Genomic DNA, 22737 nt, shown 5'->3' with positions numbered 1-22737 from the left:
GTCCACAGTTTTACGGCATACCCTGGTTATATCGGATAGTGCGTACAAAACTTGATAGCGAGTGCCTGACAGAGTCTTTTCCGGTAGCATTCGCATCAGTTCGACCCGCCTGGAATCCCCAATGTCTGACCGCCTGACCCTGCTGCGTCCCGACGACTGGCACATTCATCTTCGCGATGGTGCTGTGTTGCCTCACACTGTGGCGGATGTTGCGCGCACCTTTGGCCGCGCCATCATCATGCCCAACCTGGTACCTCCGGTGCGTAATGCTGCCGAAGCCGATGCCTATCGACAGCGCATTCTGGCTGCTCGCCCGGCTGGTAGCCGCTTCGAGCCCCTGATGGTGCTCTACCTCACAGACCGAACACGGCCTGAAGACATTCGCACGGCCAAAGCCAGCGGCTTCGTCCACGCTGCCAAGCTGTATCCGGCTGGCGCAACGACCAACTCCGACTCTGGCGTAACCAGCATCGATGCGATCTTCCCGGTCCTCGAAACCATGGCTGAAGTCGGCATGCCCTTGCTGATCCACGGCGAAGTGACTCGCGCCAATGTCGATGTGTTCGATCGCGAAAAGATCTTCATCGACGAGCACATGCGTCGCGTTGTAGAACGCTTCCCTGCATTGAAAGTGGTGTTCGAGCACATCACGACCGCTGACGCTGTGCAGTTCGTCAACGAATCCTCGGCCAATGTAGGCGCCACCATCACCGCGCACCACCTGCTTTACAACCGGAACCACATGCTAGTCGGCGGTATCCGCCCACACTTCTATTGCCTGCCGATTCTCAAGCGCAACACCCATCAGGAAGCTCTGCTGGATGCGGCCACCGGCGGCAGCGAGAAGTTCTTCCTGGGTACCGATTCGGCGCCTCATGCCCAGCATGCCAAAGAAGCGGCCTGTGGCTGCGCTGGTTGCTATACCGCTTATGCGGCCATCGAGATGTACGCCGAAGCCTTTGAACAGCGCAATGCGCTGGACAAACTAGAAGCCTTCGCCAGCCTCAACGGCCCGCGCTTCTATGGCCTGGCACCGAGTACCGAACAGATTACTCTGGTTCGCGAAGAGTGGACCGCCCCAACCAGCCTGCCTTTCGGCGAGTTGAACGTAATTCCGCTGCGCGCCGGTGAAAAACTGCGCTGGCGCCTGCTGGAGGAACACCTGTGAGTGACGACCATTTTGATGACGAACATGAAGGCGGTCATGGTGGCGGCTCGCGCCACCCGATGGCCGAGCGCTTTCGCGGTTATCTGCCGGTCGTAATCGACGTTGAGACAGGTGGCTTCAACTGTGCCACTGATGCCCTGCTGGAAATCGCGGCAACCACCATTGGCATGGATGAAAGAGGTTTTGTGTTCCCTGAACACACCTATTTCCATCGTGTTGAGCCATTTGAAGGCGCCAACATCGAAGCCGCGGCGCTGGAGTTCACCGGCATCAAACTGGATCACCCGCTGCGCATGGCCGTCAGCGAAGAGACAGCGTTGACCGACATATTCCGTGGCGTGCGCAAGGCGTTGAAAGCCAATGGCTGCAAACGCGCCATTCTGGTAGGCCATAACAGCAGCTTCGATTTGGGCTTCCTCAATGCGGCCGTTGCTCGCCTGGACATGAAACGCAACCCGTTTCACCCGTTCTCTAGCTTCGACACCGCAACCCTGGCAGGCCTGGCGTATGGTCAAACCGTCCTGGCCAAAGCCTGCCAGGCCGCTGATATCGATTTTGACGGGCGTGAAGCGCACTCAGCGCGTTATGACACCGAAAAGACTGCTGAGCTGTTCTGCGGCATCGTCAACAGCTGGAAGCAAATGGGTGGTTGGAAAGACTTCAACGATTGATCGAATCGTTCAGGCTTACACCGCGCATAAAAAAACCGGACACTGAGTCCGGTTTTTTTTGCCGCCAGAAAGCTTACAGCTTGCCAGCATTCTCAGTCAGGTAAGCCGCAACGCCTTCAGTCGAAGCGGTCATGCCTTTGTCGCCTTTCTTCCAGTTGGCAGGGCACACTTCGCCGTGCTCTTCGTGGAATTGCAGCGCGTCAACCAGACGCAGCAGCTCGTCCATGTTACGACCCAGTGGCAGGTCGTTAACGATCTGGGAGCGAACAACACCTTTGTCATCGATCAAGAAAGCACCGCGCAATGCTACGCCGCCTTCAGTTTCAACGTCGTAAGCCTTGCAGATGGCGTGATTGATGTCAGCAGCCATGGTGTATTTCACCTGGCCGATGCCGCCATTGTTTACTGGGGTGTTGCGCCATGCGTTGTGAGTGAAATGGGAGTCGATGGAGACTGCAACCACTTCAACGTTACGCGCCTGGAACTCAGGAATGCGGTGATCCAGAGCGATCAGCTCAGACGGGCAAACGAAAGTGAAGTCCAGTGGGTAGAAGAACACCAGGCCGTATTTGCCTTTGATAGCGGTAGACAGCGAAAAGCTGTCAACGATTTCGCCATTGCCGAGTACGGCGGCGACGGTGAAGTCAGGGGCTTGTTTGCCTACGAGTACGCTCATTGGATATCTCCTGGGTGCAATGTGAAGAACGGGGCCAGGCCAGGCTTGCCATCGTGAAACAGCAGGCTTGCGTCCAGCTCCGCATAAAAATGACCGGCCATCATACACCGCTCGTCGGAACCGGCCTTAGCCCTTTTTCATCCTCTGAACATTGAGTTCCCGATACCGTTCGTCAGCGCAACCTGAACAAAGCACAACAGAGCTCCAACGTACTTTGACAATCATTCTCGTTAACATTAAGATCCGTTTCATTGAATCCCAACCAGCGATGGTTCTTATTTATGTACGTTTGCCTTTGCACTGGCGTTACTGACGGAAAAATCCGCGATGCAATCTACGAAGGTTGCTGCAGTTACCGCGAAGTGCGTGAAGCGACTGGCGTTGCCAGCCAATGCGGTAAATGCGCTTGCCTGGCCAAGCAAGTGGTTCGCGAAACCCTGTCATCCCTCCAAGCCAGCCAAGCGGCAATGGGTTTTCCAGCAGAATTTTCTGCTGCGTAATTACCGAATTTTAAAGAACCGGACTTAATGTCCGGTTTTTTTATGCCAAAAATTCAAGCACTTAGAGCCAAGACGCGGAACACAAACATTCTTATTCCGATTAATTTTCATTTATTATTCAAACACTTAGGTTTGACAGTCTTTAATACGCAGCTCAAACTCAGCCTTATATACGGTTAATTAAGGCAGGCCCTCGCGATGAAAGGCGACATTTCAGTCATCCAGCACCTCAACAAAATCCTCGGTAACGAGCTGGTTGCGATCAATCAATACTTTCTGCATGCGCGCATGTATCAGGATTGGGGCCTGGAAAAGTTAGGCAAGCACGAATACAACGAATCCATCGACGAGATGAAGCACGCTGACAAACTGATCAAGCGCATCCTGTTCCTGGAAGGCCTGCCGAACGTACAAGACCTTGGCAAGCTGCACATTGGCGAGCACACCAAGGAAATGCTGGAGTGCGACCTGCGCATTGAGCGCACGGGTCACGCCGATCTCAAAGCAGCTATTGCTCACTGCGAAGTTGTCGGCGACTTTGGCAGCCGTGAACTTCTGGAAGATATTCTGGAAGCAGAAGAAGAGCATATCGACTGGCTGGAAACTCAATTGGGCCTGATTGACAAAGTAGGCATTGAGAATTACCTGCAATCGCAAATGGGTGAATAACTAACCCCCACAAAAAAGCCCCGCCCTGTTTATACAGAGGCGGGGCTTTTTTATGGGCTGCTACTTGATCACTCAAGTAGCAGCAGCGTCAGCCATTAAGCATCAACTTTGGCCGCGGCAGCTTTTGCAGTTGCTTCTTTGATCAAGGCCTGCAAAGAACCGTCTGCAGCCATCTCAGTCATGATGTCGCTACCGCCAACCAGCTCACCGCCTACCCACAACTGCGGGAAGGTCGGCCAGTTTGCGTATTTCGGCAGGTTGGCGCGGATTTCAGGGTTCTGCAGGATGTCCACGTAAGCGAACTTCTCACCACAGCCCATGACGGCCTGGGCCGCTTTAGCCGAAAAGCCACACTGCGGGGCATTCGGAGCGCCTTTCATGTAAAGCAGAACGGTATTGTTGGCAATCTGATCTTTGATAGTTTCGATGATATCCATGGAGCACCTCGGCTGAACTTTCCGACTCAGTTGTCGGCACGGTGGCGCATTGTAACGGAAAGCCGAGCATGACGCTCGGTCTCCCAGACAGACAATCGTCGCAACTTCATCTCACAATTCTGTTTTGCATACGCGAGCATTAACGCCGCACACGCACTGAGAATTGCCAAGCAACCTGAGGGCAGTGTACAACTGGGCAGCTGAGGTGAGGCAAACCACTGAAAAGGGGGTTCTGCCGCGTGCTCATGCAGCGCAAGACTCGCTCAAACCTCTAAACACGTGACCCTTATTGGCAAGGCGCGACATTTCCTTATAAGATCGCGCCTTCCCCTATTTCGTCGCCCCGTGCGGCTTTCGCCGCAGGTCTCGCCCGTTTTTCCGAAAAACCCGGCTTTGAGTATCTGCGGTCGTTGCAAAAAAGGTAGTTAATGATGAGCGCAAGGCACTTTCTCTCCCTGATGGATTGCACGCCCGAAGAGCTACTCAGTGTGATCCGTCGCGGCATCGAGCTAAAAGACCTGCGTGATCGCGGCGTTCTCTTCGAACCCCTGAAAAACCGCGTTCTGGGCATGATTTTCGAAAAGTCATCGACTCGCACCCGACTGTCATTTGAAGCCGGCATGATCCAGCTTGGCGGCCAGGCTATTTTCCTGTCCCCGCGCGACACTCAACTGGGCCGCGGCGAACCCATTGGCGACTGCGCAATTGTCATGTCACGCATGCTCGATGCGGTCATGATCCGTACCTTTGCCCACAACACCCTGACCGAGTTCGCGGCCAATTCCCGCGTACCCGTCATTAACGGTCTGTCAGACGACCTACACCCCTGCCAACTACTGGCAGACATGCAAACCTTCCTTGAGCACCGCGGATCGATCAAAGGCAAAACAGTGGCCTGGATCGGCGACGGTAACAATATGTGCAACAGTTATATAGAAGCGGCCATTCAGTTCGACTTCCAGCTACGCATTGCCTGCCCTGAAGGCTATGAACCCAATCCTGAATTCGTGGCCCTGGCCGGTGATCGCGTGACCATCGTTCGCGACCCGCGTGACGCCGTGATCGGCGCACACTTGGTCAGCACAGACGTCTGGACCTCAATGGGCCAGGAAGAAGAAACCGCCAAACGCCTTGAGCTGTTTGCGCCGTACCAGGTCAACCGCGCCTTGCTCGACCTTGCCGCCGAAGATGTGCTGTTCATGCACTGTCTGCCCGCTCACCGCGGAGAAGAAATCAGCCTCGACCTGCTGGACGACTCGCGTTCCGTGGCCTGGGATCAAGCTGAAAACCGTCTGCACGCACAAAAAGCGCTGCTCGAGTTTCTTGTCCAGCCTGCGTACCAGCCCGCATGAGTCAGCCGCTATTGCTCAACCTTCGCGATCTGGCCTGTGGATACCAAGGCCAGAGCGTGGTGCAAAACCTCAACCTGCACCTTAATGCAGGCGACATTGGTTGCCTGCTCGGCTCTTCAGGCTGCGGCAAAACCACAACCTTACGTGCGATTGCCGGTTTTGAACCCGTGCACCAAGGCGAAATCCAGCTCGCGGGCGAAGTCATCTCCAGTGCCGGCTTCACCTTGGCCCCAGAGAAACGTCGCATCGGCATGGTGTTTCAGGACTACGCTCTGTTTCCACACCTCAGCGTGGCCGACAACATTGCGTTCGGCATCCATAAACACCCGAACAAAGAGCGCGTCACTGAAGAACTGCTTGAACTGGTCAACCTCAAAAACTTGGGCAAGCGCTTTCCCCATGAGCTTTCAGGGGGACAGCAACAGCGTGTCGCCCTCGCCCGCGCCCTCGCTCCCGAGCCGCAGCTGTTGCTTCTGGACGAGCCGTTCTCCAACCTGGATGGCGAATTGCGCCGCAAGCTCAGCCATGAAGTACGGGACATTCTGAAAGCGCGTGGCACCAGTGCGATTTTGGTGACCCACGACCAGGAAGAAGCCTTCGCAGTGAGTGACCATGTCGGCGTGTTTAAAGAAGGTCGCCTTGAACAATGGGATACGCCCTTCAACCTCTATCACGAACCGCTGACGCCCTATGTGGCGAGTTTCATCGGCCAAGGCTATTTCATTCGTGGGCAATTGCTCAGTCCTGAGTCGGTGCAAACCGAGCTGGGCGTATTACGCGGCAATCGGGCTTACACCTGGCCAACCGGTGGCGCGGTGGATGTGCTGCTGCGCCCTGACGACATCGTCTACGCACCCGACAGCACGTTAAAAGCCAAAATCATTGGCAAAACATTCTTGGGCGCATCGACGCTGTACCGGTTGCAACTACCGACAGGCAGCCAGCTGGAGTCTATCTTCCCAAGCCATGCAGACCATCTGCCGGGCACTGACGTGGGAATCCGCGTTGCAGCTGAGCACCTGGTCATGTTTCAAACCAGCGGTAGCACCGCAGCACAAATCCCGCATACCGAATCAGGCGTAAGACGTTTCAGCACTGCTAACTAAAAGCAGATGGCGTGTTTACTCGCGGTCTTATGATCTTCAAAAGATCGCGAGCAAACTCACTCCCACACCGCCATGCTTATCGACCAATACTCGCAAAAATCGCCTGCGTATGCTCAGCCAGCACGGCCGGTGCCAGTTCAACTTCCAGTCCACGCCTACCGGCGCTCACATAAATCGTTCCGAACTCTTTTGCGCTTTTATCAATAAACGTGCGCAAACGCTTCTTTTGTCCCAACGGGCTGATCCCGCCCAACAAATATCCCGTCGCCCGCTGAGCGGCCGCAGGGTCGGCCATTTCGGCTTTTTTGACCCCTGCCGCCTGTGCCAACGCTTTTAAATCAAGACTTCCGACGACCGGTACGACAGCGACCAATAATTCACCCTTTTCGCTGCTGGCCAAGAGCGTCTTGAACACCTGCACAGGTTCGAGACTGAGCTTTTCTGCTGCTTCCAACCCATAAGACGCGGCTTTTGGGTCGTGCTCGTAGCTATGGACGTGATGTTCGGCGCGAACTTTTTTCAGCAGATCCAGTGCAGGTGTCATGGCAGCCCCTGTTGCGTATTGGCTAAAGAAAACGATGCCGAATGTTAAGCCATTACCCCATAAAAAGGCGCTAGAACGGGCATCTCGGCGTGTTTTCTGGCTGAAACGTTACATCCATCCCTACCAATTTGTAGTTTTTTCTTACAGAAAATCGTTACCAAAAACGCATATGAAAGTCAGAATGTGAATGGTCGTTCACTTTCGACCTTTGACAGCAGTGTTTCTTGTCTATATTTTTTCGATTGCGAATATGTCTGTTCGTTACACGCATTACGTTACTAACCTATGAAAAGCCGAGATCAAGACGTCCTGCTTTTTGTGTTGCTGCATTGCCACCCCCGACTGACGACGTCAAAAAACAACAAAAACGAGGTTTGAAATGACGACTGCAACGCAGCACCCTACGCTTTTAGGCCAATGCACGGCCGAGTTTCTTGGCACAGCACTTTTGATTTTCTTCGGGACAGGCTGCGTTGCGGCTCTCAAGGTCGCAGGTGCCAGCTTTGGTCTGTGGGAAATCAGCATCATCTGGGGCATTGGCGTCAGCATGGCGATTTACCTGACTGCCGGCGTTTCCGGCGCTCACCTGAACCCCGCTGTCAGCATTGCACTGTCCCTGTTCACCGATTTTGATAAACGCAAACTGCCGTTCTACATTCTCGCCCAAGTGGCGGGTGCCTTCTGCGCTGCCGCGTTGGTTTATACGCTTTACAGCAACTTGTTCTTCGATTACGAACAAACGCACCATATGGCTCGCGGCAGCCAGGCCAGCCTCGAATTGGCCTCAGTGTTCTCGACGTATCCACATCCATCCCTCTCAACACTGCAAGCCTTCCTCGTTGAAGTGGTGATTACCGCCATCCTCATGGGCGTGATCATGGCCCTGACCGACGACAAGAACGGTTTGCCGCGCGGCCCATTGGCGCCGCTGCTGATTGGCCTGCTGATTGCCGTGATTGGCAGCTCAATGGGCCCGCTGACGGGTTTTGCGATGAACCCTGCGCGCGACTTCGGACCTAAACTGATGACGTTCCTTGCTGGATGGGGTGAAGTTTCATTCACCGGCGGGCGCGATATTCCTTATTTCCTGATTCCAATTTTTGCTCCGATCGTGGGTGCAACCCTCGGCGCAGCCATTTATCGCGGGCTGATTGCCCGCCACCTGCCAGAGGCCGAGGCCGTTACGGCGAACGCCCCAACAGCTGGCGAAGTGAAAACCCAGGCTTCCTGATATCGACTTATGAAACGGGGCGCACGAGACGATTGCCCGTTATCTTCTCGCGCCCTGAAACCATTACTTCATTCTGCAAGGCAATCACATGACCGACATTCAGAATAAGAACTACATCATTGCACTGGACCAAGGCACCACCAGTTCGCGAGCAATCATTTTCGATCGTGACGCCAACGTGGTCTGCACGGCCCAACGCGAGTTCCAACAGCACTACCCGCAGGCAGGCTGGGTTGAACACGACCCGATGGAAATCTTCGCGACCCAAAGCGCGGTCATGGTTGAGGCCCTGGCTCAAGCCGGTCTGCATCACGACCAGGTCGCAGCTATCGGTATCACCAACCAGCGTGAAACCACTGTCGTCTGGGACAAAGTCAGCGGCCGCCCGATCTACAACGCCATCGTCTGGCAGTGCCGCCGCAGCACCGAGATTTGCGAGCAGCTCAAGCGCGATGGCCATGAGCAATACATCAGTGACACTACGGGCCTGGTCACTGACCCGTACTTTTCCGGCACCAAACTGAAGTGGATCCTCGACAACGTCGAAGGCAGCCGCGAACGCGCGCGCAATGGCGAGTTGCTGTTCGGCACCATCGACAGCTGGCTGATCTGGAAATTTACCGGCGGCAAGACCCACGTCACCGACTACACCAACGCCTCGCGCACCATGCTCTTCAACATCCACACGCTGGAGTGGGATGCCAAGATGCTTGAGGTGCTGGATATCCCGCGTGAAATGCTGCCAGAAGTGAAGTCGTCTTCCGAAATCTATGGCCGCACCAAAAGCGGTATCGCCATCGGCGGTATTGCCGGTGACCAGCAAGCAGCACTGTTCGGCCAAATGTGCGTAGAGCCAGGCCAGGCCAAGAACACCTACGGCACTGGCTGCTTCCTGCTGATGAACACCGGCACCAAGGCAGTCAAATCGAGCCACGGCATGTTGACCACCATCGCCTGCGGCCCGCGCGGCGAAGTGGCTTACGCTCTGGAAGGCGCTGTCTTCAACGGCGGCTCCACCGTTCAATGGTTGCGTGACGAGTTGAAAATCATCAACGACGCGCACGACACCGAGTACTTTGCCAACAAGGTCAAAGACAGCAACGGTGTGTACCTGGTGCCTGCCTTCACCGGCCTCGGCGCACCTTACTGGGACCCGTATGCCCGTGGCGCACTGTTCGGCCTGACCCGTGGCGTACGTGTCGATCACATCATTCGTGCAGCCCTTGAGTCGATTGCCTACCAAACCCGCGACGTTCTGGACGCCATGCAGCAAGACTCCGGCGAACGTCTGAGAGCTCTGCGCGTTGACGGCGGCGCCGTAGCCAACAACTTCCTGATGCAGTTCCAGGCCGACATCCTCGGCACCATGGTTGAGCGCCCGCAAATGCGCGAAACCACCGCGCTGGGCGCCGCCTACCTGGCCGGTCTGGCCTGCGGGTTCTGGAGCAGCCTGGAAGAGTTGCGCGGCAAGTCTGTCATTGAGCGCGAGTTCGAACCTCAGCTCGAAGAAGCCAGCAAAGAGAAGCTCTACGCGGGCTGGAAAAAAGCCGTTAGCCGCACCCGTGACTGGGAACCGCACGAAGAAAGCAACTAAGCCTTGAGGCCAGAACTTCAGGTTTAGGCAGGCAACGGGCGCTCTTGGCGCCCGTTGTCACATCTGCGCTCAAGTCACCTGCGTATAGCAGACCGAGCATTCCTGCGGCATCATGGGCGAATTTTGCTTCGCCGCCCAAAGGAAACTCCATGAATCTGCCTCCACGCCAACAGCAGATCCTCGAACTCGTTCGCGAGCGCGGCTATGTCAGCATCGAGGAAATGGCTCAGTTGTTTGTCGTTACACCGCAGACCATCCGTCGCGATATCAACCAGTTAGCTGAAGCCGATCTGTTGCGTCGCTATCACGGTGGCGCCGCCTACGACTCCAGCGTCGAAAACACTGCTTACGCCATGCGCGCCGACCAGATGCGCGATGAAAAACGCCGTATTGGCGAAGCCATCGCCGCCCAAATCCCAGATCACGCTTCGATTTTCATCAATATCGGTACAACGACCGAATCGATCGCCCGCGCGCTGCTGAACCACCACCACCTGAAAATCATCACCAACAACCTGCATGTCGCCTCAATTCTGAGTGCCAAAGACGACTTTGAAGTGCTTATCGCGGGCGGTAACGTGCGCCGCGATGGTGGCATCGTGGGTCAGGCCAGCGTCGACTTTATCAACCAGTTCAAGTTCGATTTCGCCCTGGTTGGCATTAGCGGTATTGATTCTGACGGCAGCTTGCTGGACTTCGACTATCAGGAAGTACGCGTTTCTCAAGCCATTATCGCCAACGCCCGACAGGTGATTCTGGCAGCGGACTCCAGCAAATTCGGACGTAACGCAATGGTTCGTTTGGGCCCAATCACCCTGATTGATTGCCTGGTCACCGATCAGCCACCAGTGCCCGAACTGGTTCAATTGCTTACGCAAAACAAAATCCGCCTGGAAGTGGTGTAACCACTCCAACACCCCTGCGTAGGAGCGAGCTTGCCTCGCGATCTTTTGTTTTAAAGATCAAAAGATCGCGAGGCAAGCTCGCTCCTACCCGGTGCTTCTCGCCCCCCCCCGCCAGCCCGAAATGTTCGAAAATCTTCCTTTAGACACACTTCGATGAGTTTTTTCAATCGAAGGATGCTGGCTGTGCGCGCGTTTATCCGCTACCATTTTCGAAAATGAACATTAATGTTCGAATTCAAATATGCGTAAAGAACGCGAGGCCTGCACATGCCCCTGACCACCTTGCCTGCCACCCCTCTCGCTGAGGTATACGACGTTGCCGTGATTGGCGGCGGGATTAACGGGGTCGGGATCGCGGCAGACGCGGCCGGTCGCGGCCTTTCTGTGTTCCTTTGCGAAAAAGACGACCTGGCCAGCCATACCTCGTCAGCCAGCAGCAAACTGATCCACGGCGGCCTGCGCTACCTTGAACATTACGAGTTCCGCTTGGTGCGCGAAGCACTGGCCGAACGTGAAGTGCTGCTGGCCAAAGCCCCGCATATCGTTAAACCGATGCGCTTTGTATTGCCGCATCGCCCGCACCTGCGCCCGGCATGGATGATCCGTGCAGGCTTGTTCCTGTACGACAACCTGGGCAAACGCGAAAAGCTCGCGGGCTCAGTCAGCCTCAAGTTCGGCGCCAACAGCCCGTTAAAGCCTGAGATCACAAAAGGCTTTGAATACTCCGACTGCTGGGTCGATGACGCCCGCCTTGTAGTACTCAATGCTATGGCTGCGCGGGAAAACGGCGCTCACGTCCACACACAAACCCGCTGCACAGGTGCTCGCCGCAATGCAGGTCTGTGGGAACTGAACTTTGAACGCGCCGACGGCAGCCTGTTCTCGATTCGCGCCAAAGCCCTGGTCAACGCTGCTGGACCTTGGGTTGCCAAGTTCATCAAAAATGACCTGAAGCTGGATTCGCCCTACGGCATTCGCCTGATTCAGGGCAGCCACTTGATCGTGCCGAAACTGTACGACGCACCGAACGCCTACATCCTGCAGAACGAAGACCAGCGGATCGTGTTCACCATTCCGTACATGGACCAGTTCACCATCATCGGTACCACCGACCGCGAATACACCGGCGATCCGGCCAAGGTCAGCATTACCGAAGAAGAAACCGACTACTTGCTCAACGTGGTCAATGCCCACTTCAAACAGCAGGTCGCCCGTTCTGACATTCTGCGCACCTACTCGGGCGTACGTCCGCTGTGCAACGACGAGTCGGACAACCCGTCAGCCGTGACCCGTGATTACACCCTTGCCTTGTCAGGCACATCGGGTGAAGCGCCACTGTTGTCCGTGTTCGGCGGCAAGCTGACCACGTACCGCAAACTGGCCGAATCGGCCATGGCGCAACTGACCCCGTACTTCACCCAGATCAAACCGAGCTGGACTGCCAAGGCCACCTTGCCGGGCGGCGAAGACATGACCACGCCTCAAGCCCTGAGCGCTGCACTGGTCAGCAAACACAGCTGGCTCGATGCTGCCATCGCCAAACGCTGGGCAATTACCTATGGCAACCGCTCATGGCGCCTGCTGGATGGTGCACAAGGTCTGAGCGACATGGGCGAGCACATTGGCAGCGGCCTCTACAGCCGTGAAGTGGATTACCTGTGCAGCCAGGAGTGGGCACTGGACGCACAAGACATCCTGTGGCGCCGGACCAAACTGGGCCTGTTCACCACCGCAGAAGAACAGGAACACTTGGCTCATTACATGGCAGGTCTAAACCTTAAGCACCGCAAGGTGGAAGCGGCTTAAACGACCCAACATACGTGTAGGAGCGAGCTTGCCTCGCGATCTTTTGATCTTCCAACAGATCGCGAGGCAAGCTCGCTCCTACAGATGCATGATTTTTTCATTCGGTTTTCCGAACGCCCAAGTCCGCCTCAGTTCGGCTTTCCGGGCGAGCCTCTCTTCTCCTTCCTCGTTAAAAACATTTAATTCCTTATAAATCAACAAGTTGATCTAAATCATCGGCTCTGGCACGACTCATGCTCTACACTCAGGGCCGAATGCTAAAACAACGCATAAGCCTGTTGAGCTATTCGAAGTACACCAAGGGCTCGTGAACGGGCTCAAATAAAAAAAACAATGTCGAGGAAACATCGATGCGCATCGTTCCGCAACTTTTGAGCGCAGCAATAGCAGCAGCTCTGATTAGCACTCCAGTTTTTGCAGCCGAATTGACCGGCACGCTGAAGAAAATCAAAGAATCCGGCACCATCACCCTTGGGCATCGTGACTCCTCCATTCCGTTTTCCTACATCGCGGACGCTTCCGGCAAACCGGTTGGCTACTCCCACGATGTACAACTGGCAATTGTTGAAGCACTGAAAAAAGACCTCAACCTGCCTGACCTCAAGGTCAAGTACAACCTGGTCACCTCCCAGACCCGTATCCCGCTGGTACAAAACGGTACCGTTGACGTTGAATGTGGTTCCACCACCAACAACGCCGAACGCGCTCAGCAAGTGGATTTCTCGGTCGGCATCTTCGAAATTGGTACCCGTCTGCTGTCCAAAGCAGGCTCGGAATACAAAGATTTCGCCGACCTTAAAGGCAAAAACGTCGTGACCACGGCGGGCACCACCTCCGAGCGCATCCTCAAGGCGATGAACGCTGACAAGCAAATGGGCATGAACGTGATCTCCGCGAAAGACCACGGCGAAGCTTTCCAGATGCTGGAATCAGGCCGCGCTGTAGCCTTCATGATGGACGACGCCCTGCTCGCTGGTGAAATGGCCAAGGCTAAGAAGCCTACTGACTGGGCTGTTACCGGTACTCCACAGTCGTACGAAATCTACGGCTGCATGGTGCGTAAAGGCGACGCGGACTTCAAAAAGGCCGTGGACGACGCCATCGTTGCAACCTACAAGTCTGGCGACATCACCAAGATCTACGACAAATGGTTCCAGTCCCCGATTCCACCAAAAGGCCTGAACCTGGGCTTCCCGATGAGCAAAGAACTTAAAGAGCTGATCGCCAACCCAACCGACAAGCCAGCACCTGACGTCAAAATCTGATTTCTGATGTGCCTGGCACCCGAGCGTGAATGACCACGCTCGGGTGCTTTGATCACCTGCTGTACTCGCTTCTTATTGCATTAGTGAACACTCGAACCGCTGGTTATCGAGCGGGAGGGTGTGCCCGACCGCACTGTCGGGTGAGAACGGATTCCCTGAAGCAAGTGCTTGTTTATAGACCCATCTGAGGGGAGACCCTGCATGAATTACAACTGGGACTGGAGCGTGTTCTTCAAGTCCACCGGCATAGGCAGCGAGACGTATCTCGACTGGTTTATTACCGGACTGGGCTGGACCATCGCGATCGCTGTTGTTGCCTGGATTGTCGCGCTGATACTGGGTTCGCTGCTGGGCGTGATGCGCACCCTGCCGAACCGCTTTCTCTCGGGTATCGCAACGGTCTACGTGGAAGTTTTCCGTAACGTGCCGCTGCTGGTACAGCTGTTTATGTGGTACTTCCTGGTACCCGATCTGCTGCCACAAGACCTGCAGGACTGGTACAAGCAAGACCTCAACCCGACCACCTCGGCTTACCTGAGCGTTGTCGTGTGCCTGGGCCTGTTTACCGCTGCACGGGTGTGCGAACAAGTACGCACCGGTATCGAAGCGTTGCCACGAGGCCAAGAAGCCGCGGCCCGTGCCATGGGTTTCAAGCTGCCGCAAATTTACTGGAACGTGCTGCTGCCCCAGGCTTATCGCATCATCATTCCACCGCTCACCTCCGAATTCCTCAACGTGTTCAAGAACTCCTCCGTGGCGTCCTTGATCGGTTTGATGGAGCTGCTGGCACAGACTAAACAGACGGCCGAATTCTCCGCCAACCTGTTTGAAGCCTTCACCTTGGCCACCTTGATCTACTTCACCTTGAACATGAGCCTCATGCTGCTGATGCGCCTGATCGAGAAGAAAGTCGCAGTGCCTGGCCTGATGTCTCTGGGGGGCAAGTAATGGACTTCTTCGATTTCAGCGGTATTGTTCCTGCCCTGCCGGGTCTGTGGAACGGCATGATCATGACCTTGAAGCTCATGGTTCTCGGGGTTGTAGGAGGCGTTGCCCTCGGTACAGTGCTGGCGTTGATGCGCTTGTCGTCCAGCAAGTGGCTGGCCAATCTGGCCGGCGCTTACGTGAACTACTTCCGCTCGATCCCGCTGCTGCTGGTGATTACCTGGTTCTACCTGGCAGTGCCGTTTGTACTGCGCTGGATCACCGGCAAAGACACCCCGATCGGTGCGTTCGAGTCGTGCATGGTGGCCTTCGTGATGTTCGAAGCCGCTTACTTCTGTGAGATCGTGCGGGCTGGCGTACAAGCCATTCCAAAAGGCCAGATGGGCGCCGCCAAAGCGCTGGGCATGAGCTACGGCCAGGCAATGCGCCTGATCATCCTGCCTCAGGCATTTCGCAAAATGACCCCGTTGCTGCTGCAACAAAGCATTATTTTGTTCCAGGACACCTCGCTGGTTTATACCGTAGGCCTGGTTGACTTCCTCAATGCTTCGCGCTCCAGTGGCGACATCATCGGCCGCTCCAATGAGTTCCTGATTTTCGCCGGTCTGGTGTATTTCATCATCAGCTTTTCCGCCTCGCTGCTGGTCAAGCGTCTGCAAAAAAGGTTTGCCGTATGATCTCGATCAAGAACATCAACAAGTGGTACGGGGACTTCCAGGTACTGACCGATTGCAGTACCGAAGTTAAAAAGGGCGAAGTGGTTGTCGTCTGCGGCCCATCGGGCTCGGGTAAATCAACCCTGATCAAGTGCGTCAACGCCCTTGAGCCGTTCCAGAAAGGCGACATCGTGGTCGACGGCACATCAATTGCCGACCCCAAGACCAACCTGCCAAAACTGCGTTCGCGCGTGGGCATGGTGTTCCAGCATTTCGAACTGTTCCCGCACATGACCATCACCGAAAATCTGACCATTGCGCAGATCAAGGTGTTGGGCCGCAGCAAAGAAGAAGCCACCAAAAAAGGCCTCGAACTGCTGGAGCGTGTAGGTTTGTCGGCGCATGCCCATAAACACCCTGGCCAGCTTTCGGGTGGTCAGCAGCAGCGTGTAGCCATTGCACGCGCATTGGCCATGGACCCGATCATCATGCTGTTCGACGAACCGACCTCGGCACTCGACCCGGAAATGGTTAACGAAGTACTCGACGTGATGGTGCAACTGGCCCACGAAGGCATGACCATGATGTGCGTGACCCACGAAATGGGTTTTGCGCGCAAGGTGGCCAACCGGGTGATCTTCATGGACCAGGGCAAAATCGTCGAAGACTGTGAGAAAGAAGAGTTCTTCGGTGACGTAACCGCCCGTTCCGAGCGCGCACAGCACTTCCTCGCCAAAATCCTGCAGCACTAAATAGCACCACGCCTCGTAGGAGCGAGCTTGTCTCGCGATCTTTTGATCTTTTAAAAGATCGCGAGACAAGCTCGCTCCTACAGGTGATCTCAGTTAATCAGCTGCCATTGCGCAGTGGTTGACCCAAGGCATCTGTGATGAAATGCGACCCCAACCTTTATCGCGGTTCCCCGCCCTCACTTGCCGTGAAACCTCGCCTGCTACGCCATCTATTGCTGCCTCCACTGATCATCTTGCTGACGATCGGGCTAGGCTATGCCGGCTATCGCATCAGTGAACACTTTGGCATTCGCGCGCTCAACGAAAGCGGTGAACGTCAGCTTGAGTTGCATGCTCGCACCGTCGAAAGCGAACTCAGCAAATACACCTACCTGCCCAGCTTGCTAGAGCTGGAGTCCAGTGTTTCGCAATTACTGGCTGATCCGACCGTGCAAAACCGGGTCACCGTCAATCAATACCTCGAAGGCCTTAACCGACGCAGCCGCAGTCGGGCAATCTACGTGCTCGATACCACTGGCAGGGTCGTGGCCACCAGCAACTGGCGCGATACCGACAGCTACCTGGGGGAAGACCTGTCTTTCCGGGCCTATTTTCAGGACGCCGTGCGTGGCCAACCCGGACGTTTCTACGGCATCGGCAGCACCACCGGCGAGCCGGGCTACTACCTGGCTCACGGCCTCGAAGAGCAAGGCAAGATCATTGGCGTAGCAGTGATCAAAGTCCGCCTTGAAGCCCTTGAAGAACGCTGGCAACGTGCCCGCCTCGAAGCGTATGTGAGCGATGAGAACGGCATCATTATCCTGTCCAGCGACCCGAGCCGACGGCTCAAGTCCGTACGTCCGTTGACCGCTGAGATCAAAGAGCAACTGGCGCGCAGCCTGCAGTACTACTGGTGGCCGCTGATTGAGCTGCAACCCCTTGCAAGCGAGCAACTGGGCGAAGGAACCGAAAAAGTCACGTTCGCAGCCAATCCAGGGGGCGAGGCCGATGAAAAGGAAGTCAGTTATCTGGCCCAGACCCGTCGGCTGAACGACACCCCATGGGACATCACCTTGCTCACGCCCCTACAGGACTTACGCCGCGAAGCGGCCAACCAAGGCATGCTGGTGGCCGTAGCCTTTGCTTTGCTGGCGTTTCTGCTGATTGCCTGGAACGAACGACGCAAAGTGATCGCCACCCGACTGGCTGCCCGTGAAGCGCTGCAAGCGGCCAATAGTCAGCTAGAACGCAAAATCACAGAACGCACCGCGCACTTGCGCGCCAGCAACGAGCGCCTCAAAGACCAGATTCGCGAGCGCCGCCAGGCGGAAGACACCTTGCGCCTTGCCCAAGACGAACTGGTGCAGGCGGGCAAACTGGCGGCCATCGGCCAAATGTCTACCAGCATCGCCCACGAGTTGAATCAACCCCTGGCCGCCTTGCGCACACTGTCTGGCAATACCGTGCGCTTCCTTGAGCGTGGCGACCTGAAAGTGGCCGCAGACAACCTCAGCACCATTAACAACCTGGTCGACCGCATGGGCCGCATCACCGCTAACCTGCGCTCGTTTGCGCGACGGGGTGACGATCACGGCCAGGCCAGCCTGAGCAAAGCGATCGAAGCGGTATTGCAGTTGCTCGCCACCCCACTCGAAACATCGGGCGCGCACGTGCAGCGCGACCTCAGCGACGTTGAACTGAAGATCGACCAGACCCGGCTTGAGCAAATTCTGGTCAACCTGATCAGCAACGCGCTGGACGCCATGCAAGGTCAGCCAACAACCCCGCAGTTGTGGCTTGAAGGCGAACACAGCGAAGGCAAATTCCGCTTGCGCGTGCGCGACAATGGCCCCGGCATCGCGCCCGAAAACCGTATCCATCTGTTTGAACCGTTCTTCACCACCAAACCCGGCGAACAAGGCCTGGGCCTCGGCTTGACCCTGTCTGCCAGCCTGGCTGCGGCCGCTGGCGGCAGCCTCAGTGTCGAGTTTCCGCAGGCCGGTGGTGTTGCGTTTGTCCTCCTTTTACCGCTGGTGCAACCCGCTAAGGCCGAGCCGATATGAACCACGAGCTGACCGTCCTGATTGTCGAAGACGACCCCCATGTCCTGCTCGGATGCCAACAGGCGCTCGCGCTGGAAGACATCCACAGCGAAGGCGTGAGCAGCGCCGAGCAAGCACTGGCCTTGGTCGGGGACAACTTTCCCGGCATCGTCATCAGTGACATTCGTTTACCGGGCATTGACGGACTGGAGTTGCTCAAACGCCTCAAGGCCCGCGACCGCAGCCTGCCGGTGGTTCTGATTACCGGGCATGGCGATATTTCCATGGCCGTGGGCGCGATGCGTGACGGCGCTTATGACTTCATGGAAAAACCCTTTTCGCCTGAACGGCTGGTCGAGGTGGCACGCCGGGCGCTGGAACAACGCAGCCTGGCCCGTGAAGTCTGGTCGCTGCGTCGGCAACTGGCCGAACGCGACTCCCTTGAGGGCCGCATCATTGGCCGCTCGCCCGCCATGCAACAATTGCGCGAATTGATCGCTAACGTCGCCGATACCTCGGCCAACGTACTGATCGAAGGTGAAACCGGTACCGGCAAAGAATTGGTTGCCCGCTGTCTGCACGATTTCAGCCGCCGCCAGCCCCAGCAGTTCGTCGCGCTCAACTGCGGCGGGTTACCGGAAAACCTGTTTGAAAGTGAAATTTTCGGCCACGAAGCCAACGCCTTCACCGGCGCGGGCAAACGCCGGATCGGCAAAATCGAGCACGCCAACGGCGGCACGTTGTTTCTCGACGAAGTCGAAAGCATGCCGCTCAACCTGCAAATCAAACTGCTGCGCGTGTTGCAAGAACGCACGCTGGAACGTCTGGGCTCCAACCAAAGTATCGATGTGGATTGTCGGGTGATAGCGGCCACCAAATCCGACCTCGACCAACTGAGCAAGGCCAGCCAGTTCCGCAGCGACCTGTATTACCGCCTGAACGTAGTCACCCTCGAGCTACCGCCTTTGCGCGAGCGTCGCGAAGACATCCTGCAATTGTTCGAATACTTCCTGCAGCAATCGTCCCTGCGCTTCGACCGCACGGCGCCCGAGCTGGACAACCAGACCCTGTCCAACCTCATGAGCCATGACTGGCCGGGCAACGTCCGTGAACTGCGCAATGTGGCCGAGCGCTTTGCCTTGGGTTTGCCCGCGTTCAAAAAGCCGGGCAGCAGCGCGTCGCAAGGGCTGGGCTTTTCAGAAGCAGTGGAAGCCTTTGAGCGCAACCTGCTCAACGACGCCTTGCAACGCAGCGGCGGCAATCTGACCCAGGCCAGTCAAGAACTGGGCATGGCCAAGACCACGCTCTTCGATAAAGTTAAAAAATACGGGCTCGCTCACTGATGGATCTGATTCTTAAAGCTGCTCTGGGCGCCGGTGTAGTGATCATTCTGGCGATGCTGGCAAAAACCAAAAACTATTACATCGCGGGGTTAGTCCCGCTGTTCCCGACTTTTGCCCTGATTGCGCATTACATCGTCGGCAAAGGGCGATCAGTCGACGACCTGAAAACCACGATTGTGTTCGGTATGTGGTCGATCATTCCCTACTTCGTCTACCTCGCGACGCTGTATGTGCTGGTTGATCGGTTGCGGCTTGAAGCCTCGTTGGCACTGGCGGCGGTGGCATGGTTGATGGCCGCCACTGTGCTGGTCAGCGTATGGGTACGCTTGCACTGACACCCACGCGGAAATATACACACGCTGGCCCGCCCTTTGCATTTATCCCCTGAAGCCCGCCAGGCATGGCCCGGCGGCGATTGAATGGGGTAAAAAACACGTTGAATATTCTCGATCTCGATCACAGCCTGACCGCTCAGGCGCCTATTGCTCAGCGGCTCGCCGATGGCCGCGCTACCCGTCTCGATTTGCTGGAGCTAGGCCCAAAACTGCGCCTATGGTCCACCGAACGCAACTACCAGCGCTTCGCTAAATGTCTGCTGCAACGGGCCAAAAAGCCTGCGAACAGACCCGAATTGTTCTTCATCGGTTCCGGCGACTACCACCATTTAACCCCGGCGCTATTGGCTGATCTGCCCGAGCCGGTGACGTTGATTCACTTCGACAACCATCCCGACTGGGTCCGCTTTGCCCCCCGCCGTCACTGCGGTTCGTGGGTCAATCGTGCGCTGAAACTGCCGAACATCAAACGCATCATCACCCTCGGGCCGTGCAGTGATGACCTCCAGAGCCCGCAGTTCAAGGGGGGTAACTTGGGCGCTCTGCGCAGGGGCGATTTGCAGCTATTTCCGTGGCAACACGCCCCCACCAAAGTCTGGGGCCGGATCGGCGATGGCCCTGGCCATGAGCAACACGAAAACCTTCTGCATTGGCGCAACCTGTCCGAACAGGACTGGCCGACCTTTGTCGACAACTTGATCCAGGGCCTGCCGACAGACGCGGTGTGGATCACCCTCGACAAAGACGTGCTGGCCAGTGAAGACGCCGCCACCAACTGGGATCAAGGCGGCATGCGCCTCACCCACCTGCTGCACGCCATCCGCGCTCTGGCCGCCCGTAAACGCGTGCTGGGCATTGATGTGTGCGGCGAGTTTGCCAAGGCGCCGCACAGCAACCTGCTCAAGCGCTGGGAAGCCAAATCCGACCAACCGCCACCACAGCGTTGGAGCGATGCCGACCTGCTGCGCAACTCGGCCACCAACGAGGCGCTGATTTCGCTGTTTGAGGAGCTGTTCCCGTGACCCTGATGGTGATGTTGCTGGTGGCGTTCTCTATCGTGCTCGATGTGATTGGCCAGCTGTTTTTCAAGATTGGCCTCGACCGCTTGCCCGAGCTTGAAGGCGGCTTTCGCCTCAATGCTTTCTGGGGGCAGGTGTTTAACGCGCCGATGCTGTGGGCCGGGATCGGCGCGTATGTGATCGAGTTTTTCGTCTGGCTCGAAGCCCTGTCACGGGCCCCCCTGAGCCTGCTTTTTCCGGCCGCCGCGCTGGCGTATTGCGGCGTGGTCTTCGCTGGCAACGTGTTCCTCGGTGAGCACGTCAGCCGCCGGCGCTGGATGGGCACACTGGTGATTACCCTCGGCGTGATGCTGGTCTGCATCGCCGGGGCTTGAGGAGATAAACCATGGACAACACTGAAACGCTGAACACCGCACCCAGCGGCTGGCTGCAGGGTCGCTTGGGCACCGTTGTGCTGTGGGCGCTGCTGATCGCCCTTGAAAGCGGCGGACAAATCGCCACCAAAGTCGGCGGCGATCAATTGGGCCAGATGGACTTCACCCTGCAATGGTTACACGCCGTGATGCTCAATTCGGGGGTTTGGGTCGCGATTGCCTGCTACATCGGCGCATTTTTCGTGTGGATGCTGATTTTGCGCCGCAGCAGCCTGTCACTGGCGTTTCCGCTGAGTTCGCTGGTATTTGTCGGGGTGTTGCTAGGGTCGTGGCTGGGGCTGGGCGAACACATCAGCGCGCTGCACTGGGTGGGCGTGGCGGTGATTATTGCCGGAATTGCATTGCTGGCCGAGGGTGAGCCGGAGCATTGATCGTTAAACCCCCATGTAGACGCTGACGAGGCACGAGGCTGCGATAGGTTGCGAAGCGACCTCCAGACGGCGGTCCTGCGGCCCGCATCGCAGCCTTCGTGCCTCGTCAGCGGCTACAGGTTTCATGCAGTGTTTAAAACTTGTAGCTCACCGCTGTCTGTACCGTGCCCTGGTTCACATCGCCTATTTCTTTAACGATGCTGCTGTCCGCCGCAGAACCGACCAGGTGTATCCAGCTCGCGCTGGCCACCAACGACCAATGCTCCGCCAGCGGAAACTCAAAATTCTGGGTCAGGGACACGTTCTGAAAGCCGCCACTGGCGTTATAGCGTGAGATCCCCGAGGCTTGGGCTTCGGCCTCGCTCACGCCAAAGAATGTCGACATTTGCCGACCATCAGCGAAGTGCGCCGCCAACTGGCTGCTGCCGATAATCCCCATCCCCAGCGGATAACCCAGTTCACCCCCAACCTGCCCCAGCACGCCGCCCTGCCCGCCCGCTGCGCCGATGGCCTGGCCGACTTGCGCATACACACGCCAAAACTCGGCCGGGCTGTATTGCACAAAGCCGCCGAGTTGCGCCATGTCTGACACATCACGCAAACCGCGCAATGAGCCATTGGCGTTACGACCCGACAAATAGTTGATAAACGGCCCGGCCGTCCAGCCATCGGCCTTGAATGCGTTCCAGGTCAAACCATCGTCGGTATCAAGGCTGACATCACCCCAGTCCACATCGAAGTACGGCAAGGGCACTGTCTGATAACGACTGCCACTCGGATCGTACGGCTGGTAACCCACCCCGACACCCACTTCTCCACCAGGTCCATCAGCCGCGTGCGCACCGACGCTCAGCAAGGTGAGCAGCAAAAAAGCAGGCAAAGGGGTTTTCATGACGCGGGTTCCATAGAAGTTCATGCGCGCATCAATCACTTTTTT

24 protein-coding genes are annotated in these 22737 nt (G+C 56.7%); 20 read left to right on the top strand and 4 right to left on the bottom strand.

Going from position 1 to position 22737, the window contains the following annotated elements:
• The first annotated feature begins 121 nt into the window (after positions 1-121).
• Both pyrC and rnt read left to right on the top strand, forming a co-directional pair.
• Complete coding sequence (gene pyrC, locus RHM56_RS03120; protein ID WP_322238446.1) at positions 122-1168, top strand: dihydroorotase; 1047 nt, start codon at positions 122-124, stop codon at positions 1166-1168.
• On the top strand, positions 1165-1839 hold the full coding sequence (gene rnt, locus RHM56_RS03115) for a ribonuclease T (RefSeq protein WP_322238444.1): 675 nt from the start codon (positions 1165-1167) through the stop codon (positions 1837-1839). The genes pyrC and rnt overlap by 4 nt, the downstream gene beginning before the upstream one ends.
• A 73-nt stretch (positions 1840-1912) precedes the next feature.
• On the opposite strand, the gene RHM56_RS03110 is transcribed toward rnt, so the two are convergent.
• A complete protein-coding gene (locus RHM56_RS03110; protein ID WP_019411008.1) occupies positions 1913-2515 on the bottom strand; it encodes a peroxiredoxin in 603 nt (200 codons plus the stop codon).
• 281 nt (positions 2516-2796) lie between these two features.
• Here RHM56_RS03110 and RHM56_RS03105 point away from each other — a divergent pair, with 281 nt between their 5' ends.
• Together RHM56_RS03105 and bfr are read left to right on the top strand one after the other, a co-directional pair.
• Positions 2797-3015, top strand: coding sequence for a bacterioferritin-associated ferredoxin (locus RHM56_RS03105; protein WP_026014263.1), 219 nt, complete (start codon positions 2797-2799; stop codon positions 3013-3015).
• Between the two features lie 198 nt (positions 3016-3213).
• Positions 3214-3684, top strand: a complete 471-nt coding sequence (gene bfr / locus RHM56_RS03100; RefSeq protein ID WP_322238441.1) for a bacterioferritin — start codon at positions 3214-3216, stop codon at positions 3682-3684.
• A gap of 95 nt (positions 3685-3779) precedes the next feature.
• Here the strand turns inward: bfr and grxD are convergent, their stop codons facing one another.
• Positions 3780-4121, bottom strand: a complete 342-nt coding sequence (gene grxD, locus RHM56_RS03095; RefSeq protein ID WP_322238439.1) for a Grx4 family monothiol glutaredoxin — start codon at positions 4119-4121, stop codon at positions 3780-3782.
• A 431-nt stretch (positions 4122-4552) separates the two neighbouring features.
• On the opposite strand from grxD, the gene argF reads away from it, so the two are divergent.
• Both argF and RHM56_RS03085 read left to right on the top strand, forming a co-directional pair.
• The gene (argF, locus tag RHM56_RS03090) at positions 4553-5473 is read left to right on the top strand and encodes an ornithine carbamoyltransferase (RefSeq protein ID WP_322241687.1); all 921 of its coding nucleotides are present in this window, start codon (positions 4553-4555) and stop codon (positions 5471-5473) included.
• Positions 5470-6579 carry an ABC transporter ATP-binding protein gene (locus RHM56_RS03085; RefSeq protein WP_322238437.1) on the top strand — a complete coding sequence of 370 codons (1110 nt, stop codon included), beginning with the start codon at positions 5470-5472 and terminating at the stop codon, positions 6577-6579. The genes argF and RHM56_RS03085 overlap by 4 nt, the downstream gene beginning before the upstream one ends.
• A gap of 76 nt (positions 6580-6655) precedes the next feature.
• Here RHM56_RS03085 and ybaK read toward each other — a convergent pair whose 3' ends face one another.
• Positions 6656-7123, bottom strand: a complete 468-nt coding sequence (gene ybaK, locus RHM56_RS03080; protein ID WP_322238435.1) for a Cys-tRNA(Pro) deacylase — start codon at positions 7121-7123, stop codon at positions 6656-6658.
• Positions 7124-7502: 379 nt separating this feature from the next.
• Here ybaK and RHM56_RS03075 point away from each other — a divergent pair, with 379 nt between their 5' ends.
• The 14 genes from RHM56_RS03075 to RHM56_RS03010 all read left to right on the top strand — a co-directional run bounded on the left by RHM56_RS03075 (position 7503) and on the right by RHM56_RS03010 (position 21800).
• The gene (locus tag RHM56_RS03075; protein ID WP_322238434.1) at positions 7503-8354 is read left to right on the top strand and encodes an MIP/aquaporin family protein; all 852 of its coding nucleotides are present in this window, start codon (positions 7503-7505) and stop codon (positions 8352-8354) included.
• A gap of 88 nt (positions 8355-8442) precedes the next feature.
• Positions 8443-9948 (top strand): glycerol kinase GlpK, encoded by a 1506-nt coding sequence (glpK, locus tag RHM56_RS03070; protein ID WP_322238432.1) that lies wholly within the window; start codon positions 8443-8445, stop codon positions 9946-9948.
• 149 nt (positions 9949-10097) lie between these two features.
• On the top strand, positions 10098-10853 hold the full coding sequence (locus RHM56_RS03065; protein ID WP_322238430.1) for a DeoR family transcriptional regulator: 756 nt from the start codon (positions 10098-10100) through the stop codon (positions 10851-10853).
• Between the two features lie 267 nt (positions 10854-11120).
• Positions 11121-12659 (top strand): glycerol-3-phosphate dehydrogenase, encoded by a 1539-nt coding sequence (gene glpD / locus RHM56_RS03060; protein WP_322238428.1) that lies wholly within the window; start codon positions 11121-11123, stop codon positions 12657-12659.
• A 350-nt stretch (positions 12660-13009) separates the two neighbouring features.
• Positions 13010-13924 carry a glutamate/aspartate ABC transporter substrate-binding protein gene (locus RHM56_RS03055; RefSeq protein WP_322238426.1) on the top strand — a complete coding sequence of 305 codons (915 nt, stop codon included), beginning with the start codon at positions 13010-13012 and terminating at the stop codon, positions 13922-13924.
• Positions 13925-14125: 201 nt separating this feature from the next.
• On the top strand, positions 14126-14872 hold the full coding sequence (locus tag RHM56_RS03050; RefSeq protein WP_322238424.1) for an amino acid ABC transporter permease: 747 nt from the start codon (positions 14126-14128) through the stop codon (positions 14870-14872).
• Positions 14872-15546, top strand: coding sequence for an ABC transporter permease subunit (locus RHM56_RS03045; protein WP_322238422.1), 675 nt, complete (start codon positions 14872-14874; stop codon positions 15544-15546). Before RHM56_RS03050 ends, RHM56_RS03045 begins: the two co-directional genes overlap by 1 nt.
• Positions 15543-16277, top strand: coding sequence for an amino acid ABC transporter ATP-binding protein (locus RHM56_RS03040; protein WP_322238420.1), 735 nt, complete (start codon positions 15543-15545; stop codon positions 16275-16277). Before RHM56_RS03045 ends, RHM56_RS03040 begins: the two co-directional genes overlap by 4 nt.
• A gap of 137 nt (positions 16278-16414) precedes the next feature.
• Positions 16415-18319 (top strand): sensor histidine kinase, encoded by a 1905-nt coding sequence (locus tag RHM56_RS03035; RefSeq protein WP_322238418.1) that lies wholly within the window; start codon positions 16415-16417, stop codon positions 18317-18319.
• The gene (locus tag RHM56_RS03030) at positions 18316-19641 is read left to right on the top strand and encodes a sigma-54 dependent transcriptional regulator (protein WP_322238416.1); all 1326 of its coding nucleotides are present in this window, start codon (positions 18316-18318) and stop codon (positions 19639-19641) included. The genes RHM56_RS03035 and RHM56_RS03030 overlap by 4 nt, the downstream gene beginning before the upstream one ends.
• Before the next feature lie 8 nt (positions 19642-19649).
• Positions 19650-19976, top strand: coding sequence for a GlpM family protein (locus tag RHM56_RS03025; protein WP_192812389.1), 327 nt, complete (start codon positions 19650-19652; stop codon positions 19974-19976).
• A gap of 101 nt (positions 19977-20077) precedes the next feature.
• A complete protein-coding gene (locus tag RHM56_RS03020) occupies positions 20078-20998 on the top strand; it encodes an arginase (protein ID WP_322238414.1) in 921 nt (306 codons plus the stop codon).
• Positions 20995-21369 (top strand): EamA family transporter, encoded by a 375-nt coding sequence (locus RHM56_RS03015; RefSeq protein ID WP_322238412.1) that lies wholly within the window; start codon positions 20995-20997, stop codon positions 21367-21369. The genes RHM56_RS03020 and RHM56_RS03015 overlap by 4 nt, the downstream gene beginning before the upstream one ends.
• Before the next feature lie 11 nt (positions 21370-21380).
• The gene (locus tag RHM56_RS03010; RefSeq protein WP_322238410.1) at positions 21381-21800 is read left to right on the top strand and encodes an EamA family transporter; all 420 of its coding nucleotides are present in this window, start codon (positions 21381-21383) and stop codon (positions 21798-21800) included.
• 133 nt (positions 21801-21933) lie between these two features.
• Here RHM56_RS03010 and RHM56_RS03005 read toward each other — a convergent pair whose 3' ends face one another.
• On the bottom strand, positions 21934-22692 hold the full coding sequence (locus RHM56_RS03005; protein ID WP_322238408.1) for a MipA/OmpV family protein: 759 nt from the start codon (positions 22690-22692) through the stop codon (positions 21934-21936).
• Between the last annotated feature and the right edge of the window lie 45 nt (positions 22693-22737).

The organism is Pseudomonas sp. CCC3.1, from assembly GCF_034347405.1.
GTDB lineage: Bacteria > Pseudomonadota > Gammaproteobacteria > Pseudomonadales > Pseudomonadaceae > Aquipseudomonas.
This window is presented reverse-complemented; position numbering and strand designations above follow the sequence as displayed.

Coding starts and splice junctions, on each gene's coding strand:
- pyrC (WP_322238446.1), top strand. CDS start 122: ATGTCTGACCGCCTGACCCTGCTGCGTCCCGACGACTGGCACATTCAT.
- RHM56_RS03110 (WP_019411008.1), bottom strand. CDS start 2,515: ATGAGCGTACTCGTAGGCAAACAAGCCCCTGACTTCACCGTCGCCGCC.
- RHM56_RS03105 (WP_026014263.1), top strand. CDS start 2,797: ATGTACGTTTGCCTTTGCACTGGCGTTACTGACGGAAAAATCCGCGAT.
- bfr (WP_322238441.1), top strand. CDS start 3,214: ATGAAAGGCGACATTTCAGTCATCCAGCACCTCAACAAAATCCTCGGT.
- grxD (WP_322238439.1), bottom strand. CDS start 4,121: ATGGATATCATCGAAACTATCAAAGATCAGATTGCCAACAATACCGTT.
- argF (WP_322241687.1), top strand. CDS start 4,553: ATGAGCGCAAGGCACTTTCTCTCCCTGATGGATTGCACGCCCGAAGAG.
- RHM56_RS03085 (WP_322238437.1), top strand. CDS start 5,470: ATGAGTCAGCCGCTATTGCTCAACCTTCGCGATCTGGCCTGTGGATAC.
- ybaK (WP_322238435.1), bottom strand. CDS start 7,123: ATGACACCTGCACTGGATCTGCTGAAAAAAGTTCGCGCCGAACATCAC.
- RHM56_RS03075 (WP_322238434.1), top strand. CDS start 7,503: ATGACGACTGCAACGCAGCACCCTACGCTTTTAGGCCAATGCACGGCC.
- glpK (WP_322238432.1), top strand. CDS start 8,443: ATGACCGACATTCAGAATAAGAACTACATCATTGCACTGGACCAAGGC.
- RHM56_RS03065 (WP_322238430.1), top strand. CDS start 10,098: ATGAATCTGCCTCCACGCCAACAGCAGATCCTCGAACTCGTTCGCGAG.
- glpD (WP_322238428.1), top strand. CDS start 11,121: ATGCCCCTGACCACCTTGCCTGCCACCCCTCTCGCTGAGGTATACGAC.
- RHM56_RS03055 (WP_322238426.1), top strand. CDS start 13,010: ATGCGCATCGTTCCGCAACTTTTGAGCGCAGCAATAGCAGCAGCTCTG.
- RHM56_RS03050 (WP_322238424.1), top strand. CDS start 14,126: ATGAATTACAACTGGGACTGGAGCGTGTTCTTCAAGTCCACCGGCATA.
- RHM56_RS03045 (WP_322238422.1), top strand. CDS start 14,872: ATGGACTTCTTCGATTTCAGCGGTATTGTTCCTGCCCTGCCGGGTCTG.
- RHM56_RS03040 (WP_322238420.1), top strand. CDS start 15,543: ATGATCTCGATCAAGAACATCAACAAGTGGTACGGGGACTTCCAGGTA.
- RHM56_RS03035 (WP_322238418.1), top strand. CDS start 16,415: ATGAAATGCGACCCCAACCTTTATCGCGGTTCCCCGCCCTCACTTGCC.
- RHM56_RS03030 (WP_322238416.1), top strand. CDS start 18,316: ATGAACCACGAGCTGACCGTCCTGATTGTCGAAGACGACCCCCATGTC.
- RHM56_RS03010 (WP_322238410.1), top strand. CDS start 21,381: ATGGACAACACTGAAACGCTGAACACCGCACCCAGCGGCTGGCTGCAG.
- RHM56_RS03005 (WP_322238408.1), bottom strand. CDS start 22,692: ATGAAAACCCCTTTGCCTGCTTTTTTGCTGCTCACCTTGCTGAGCGTC.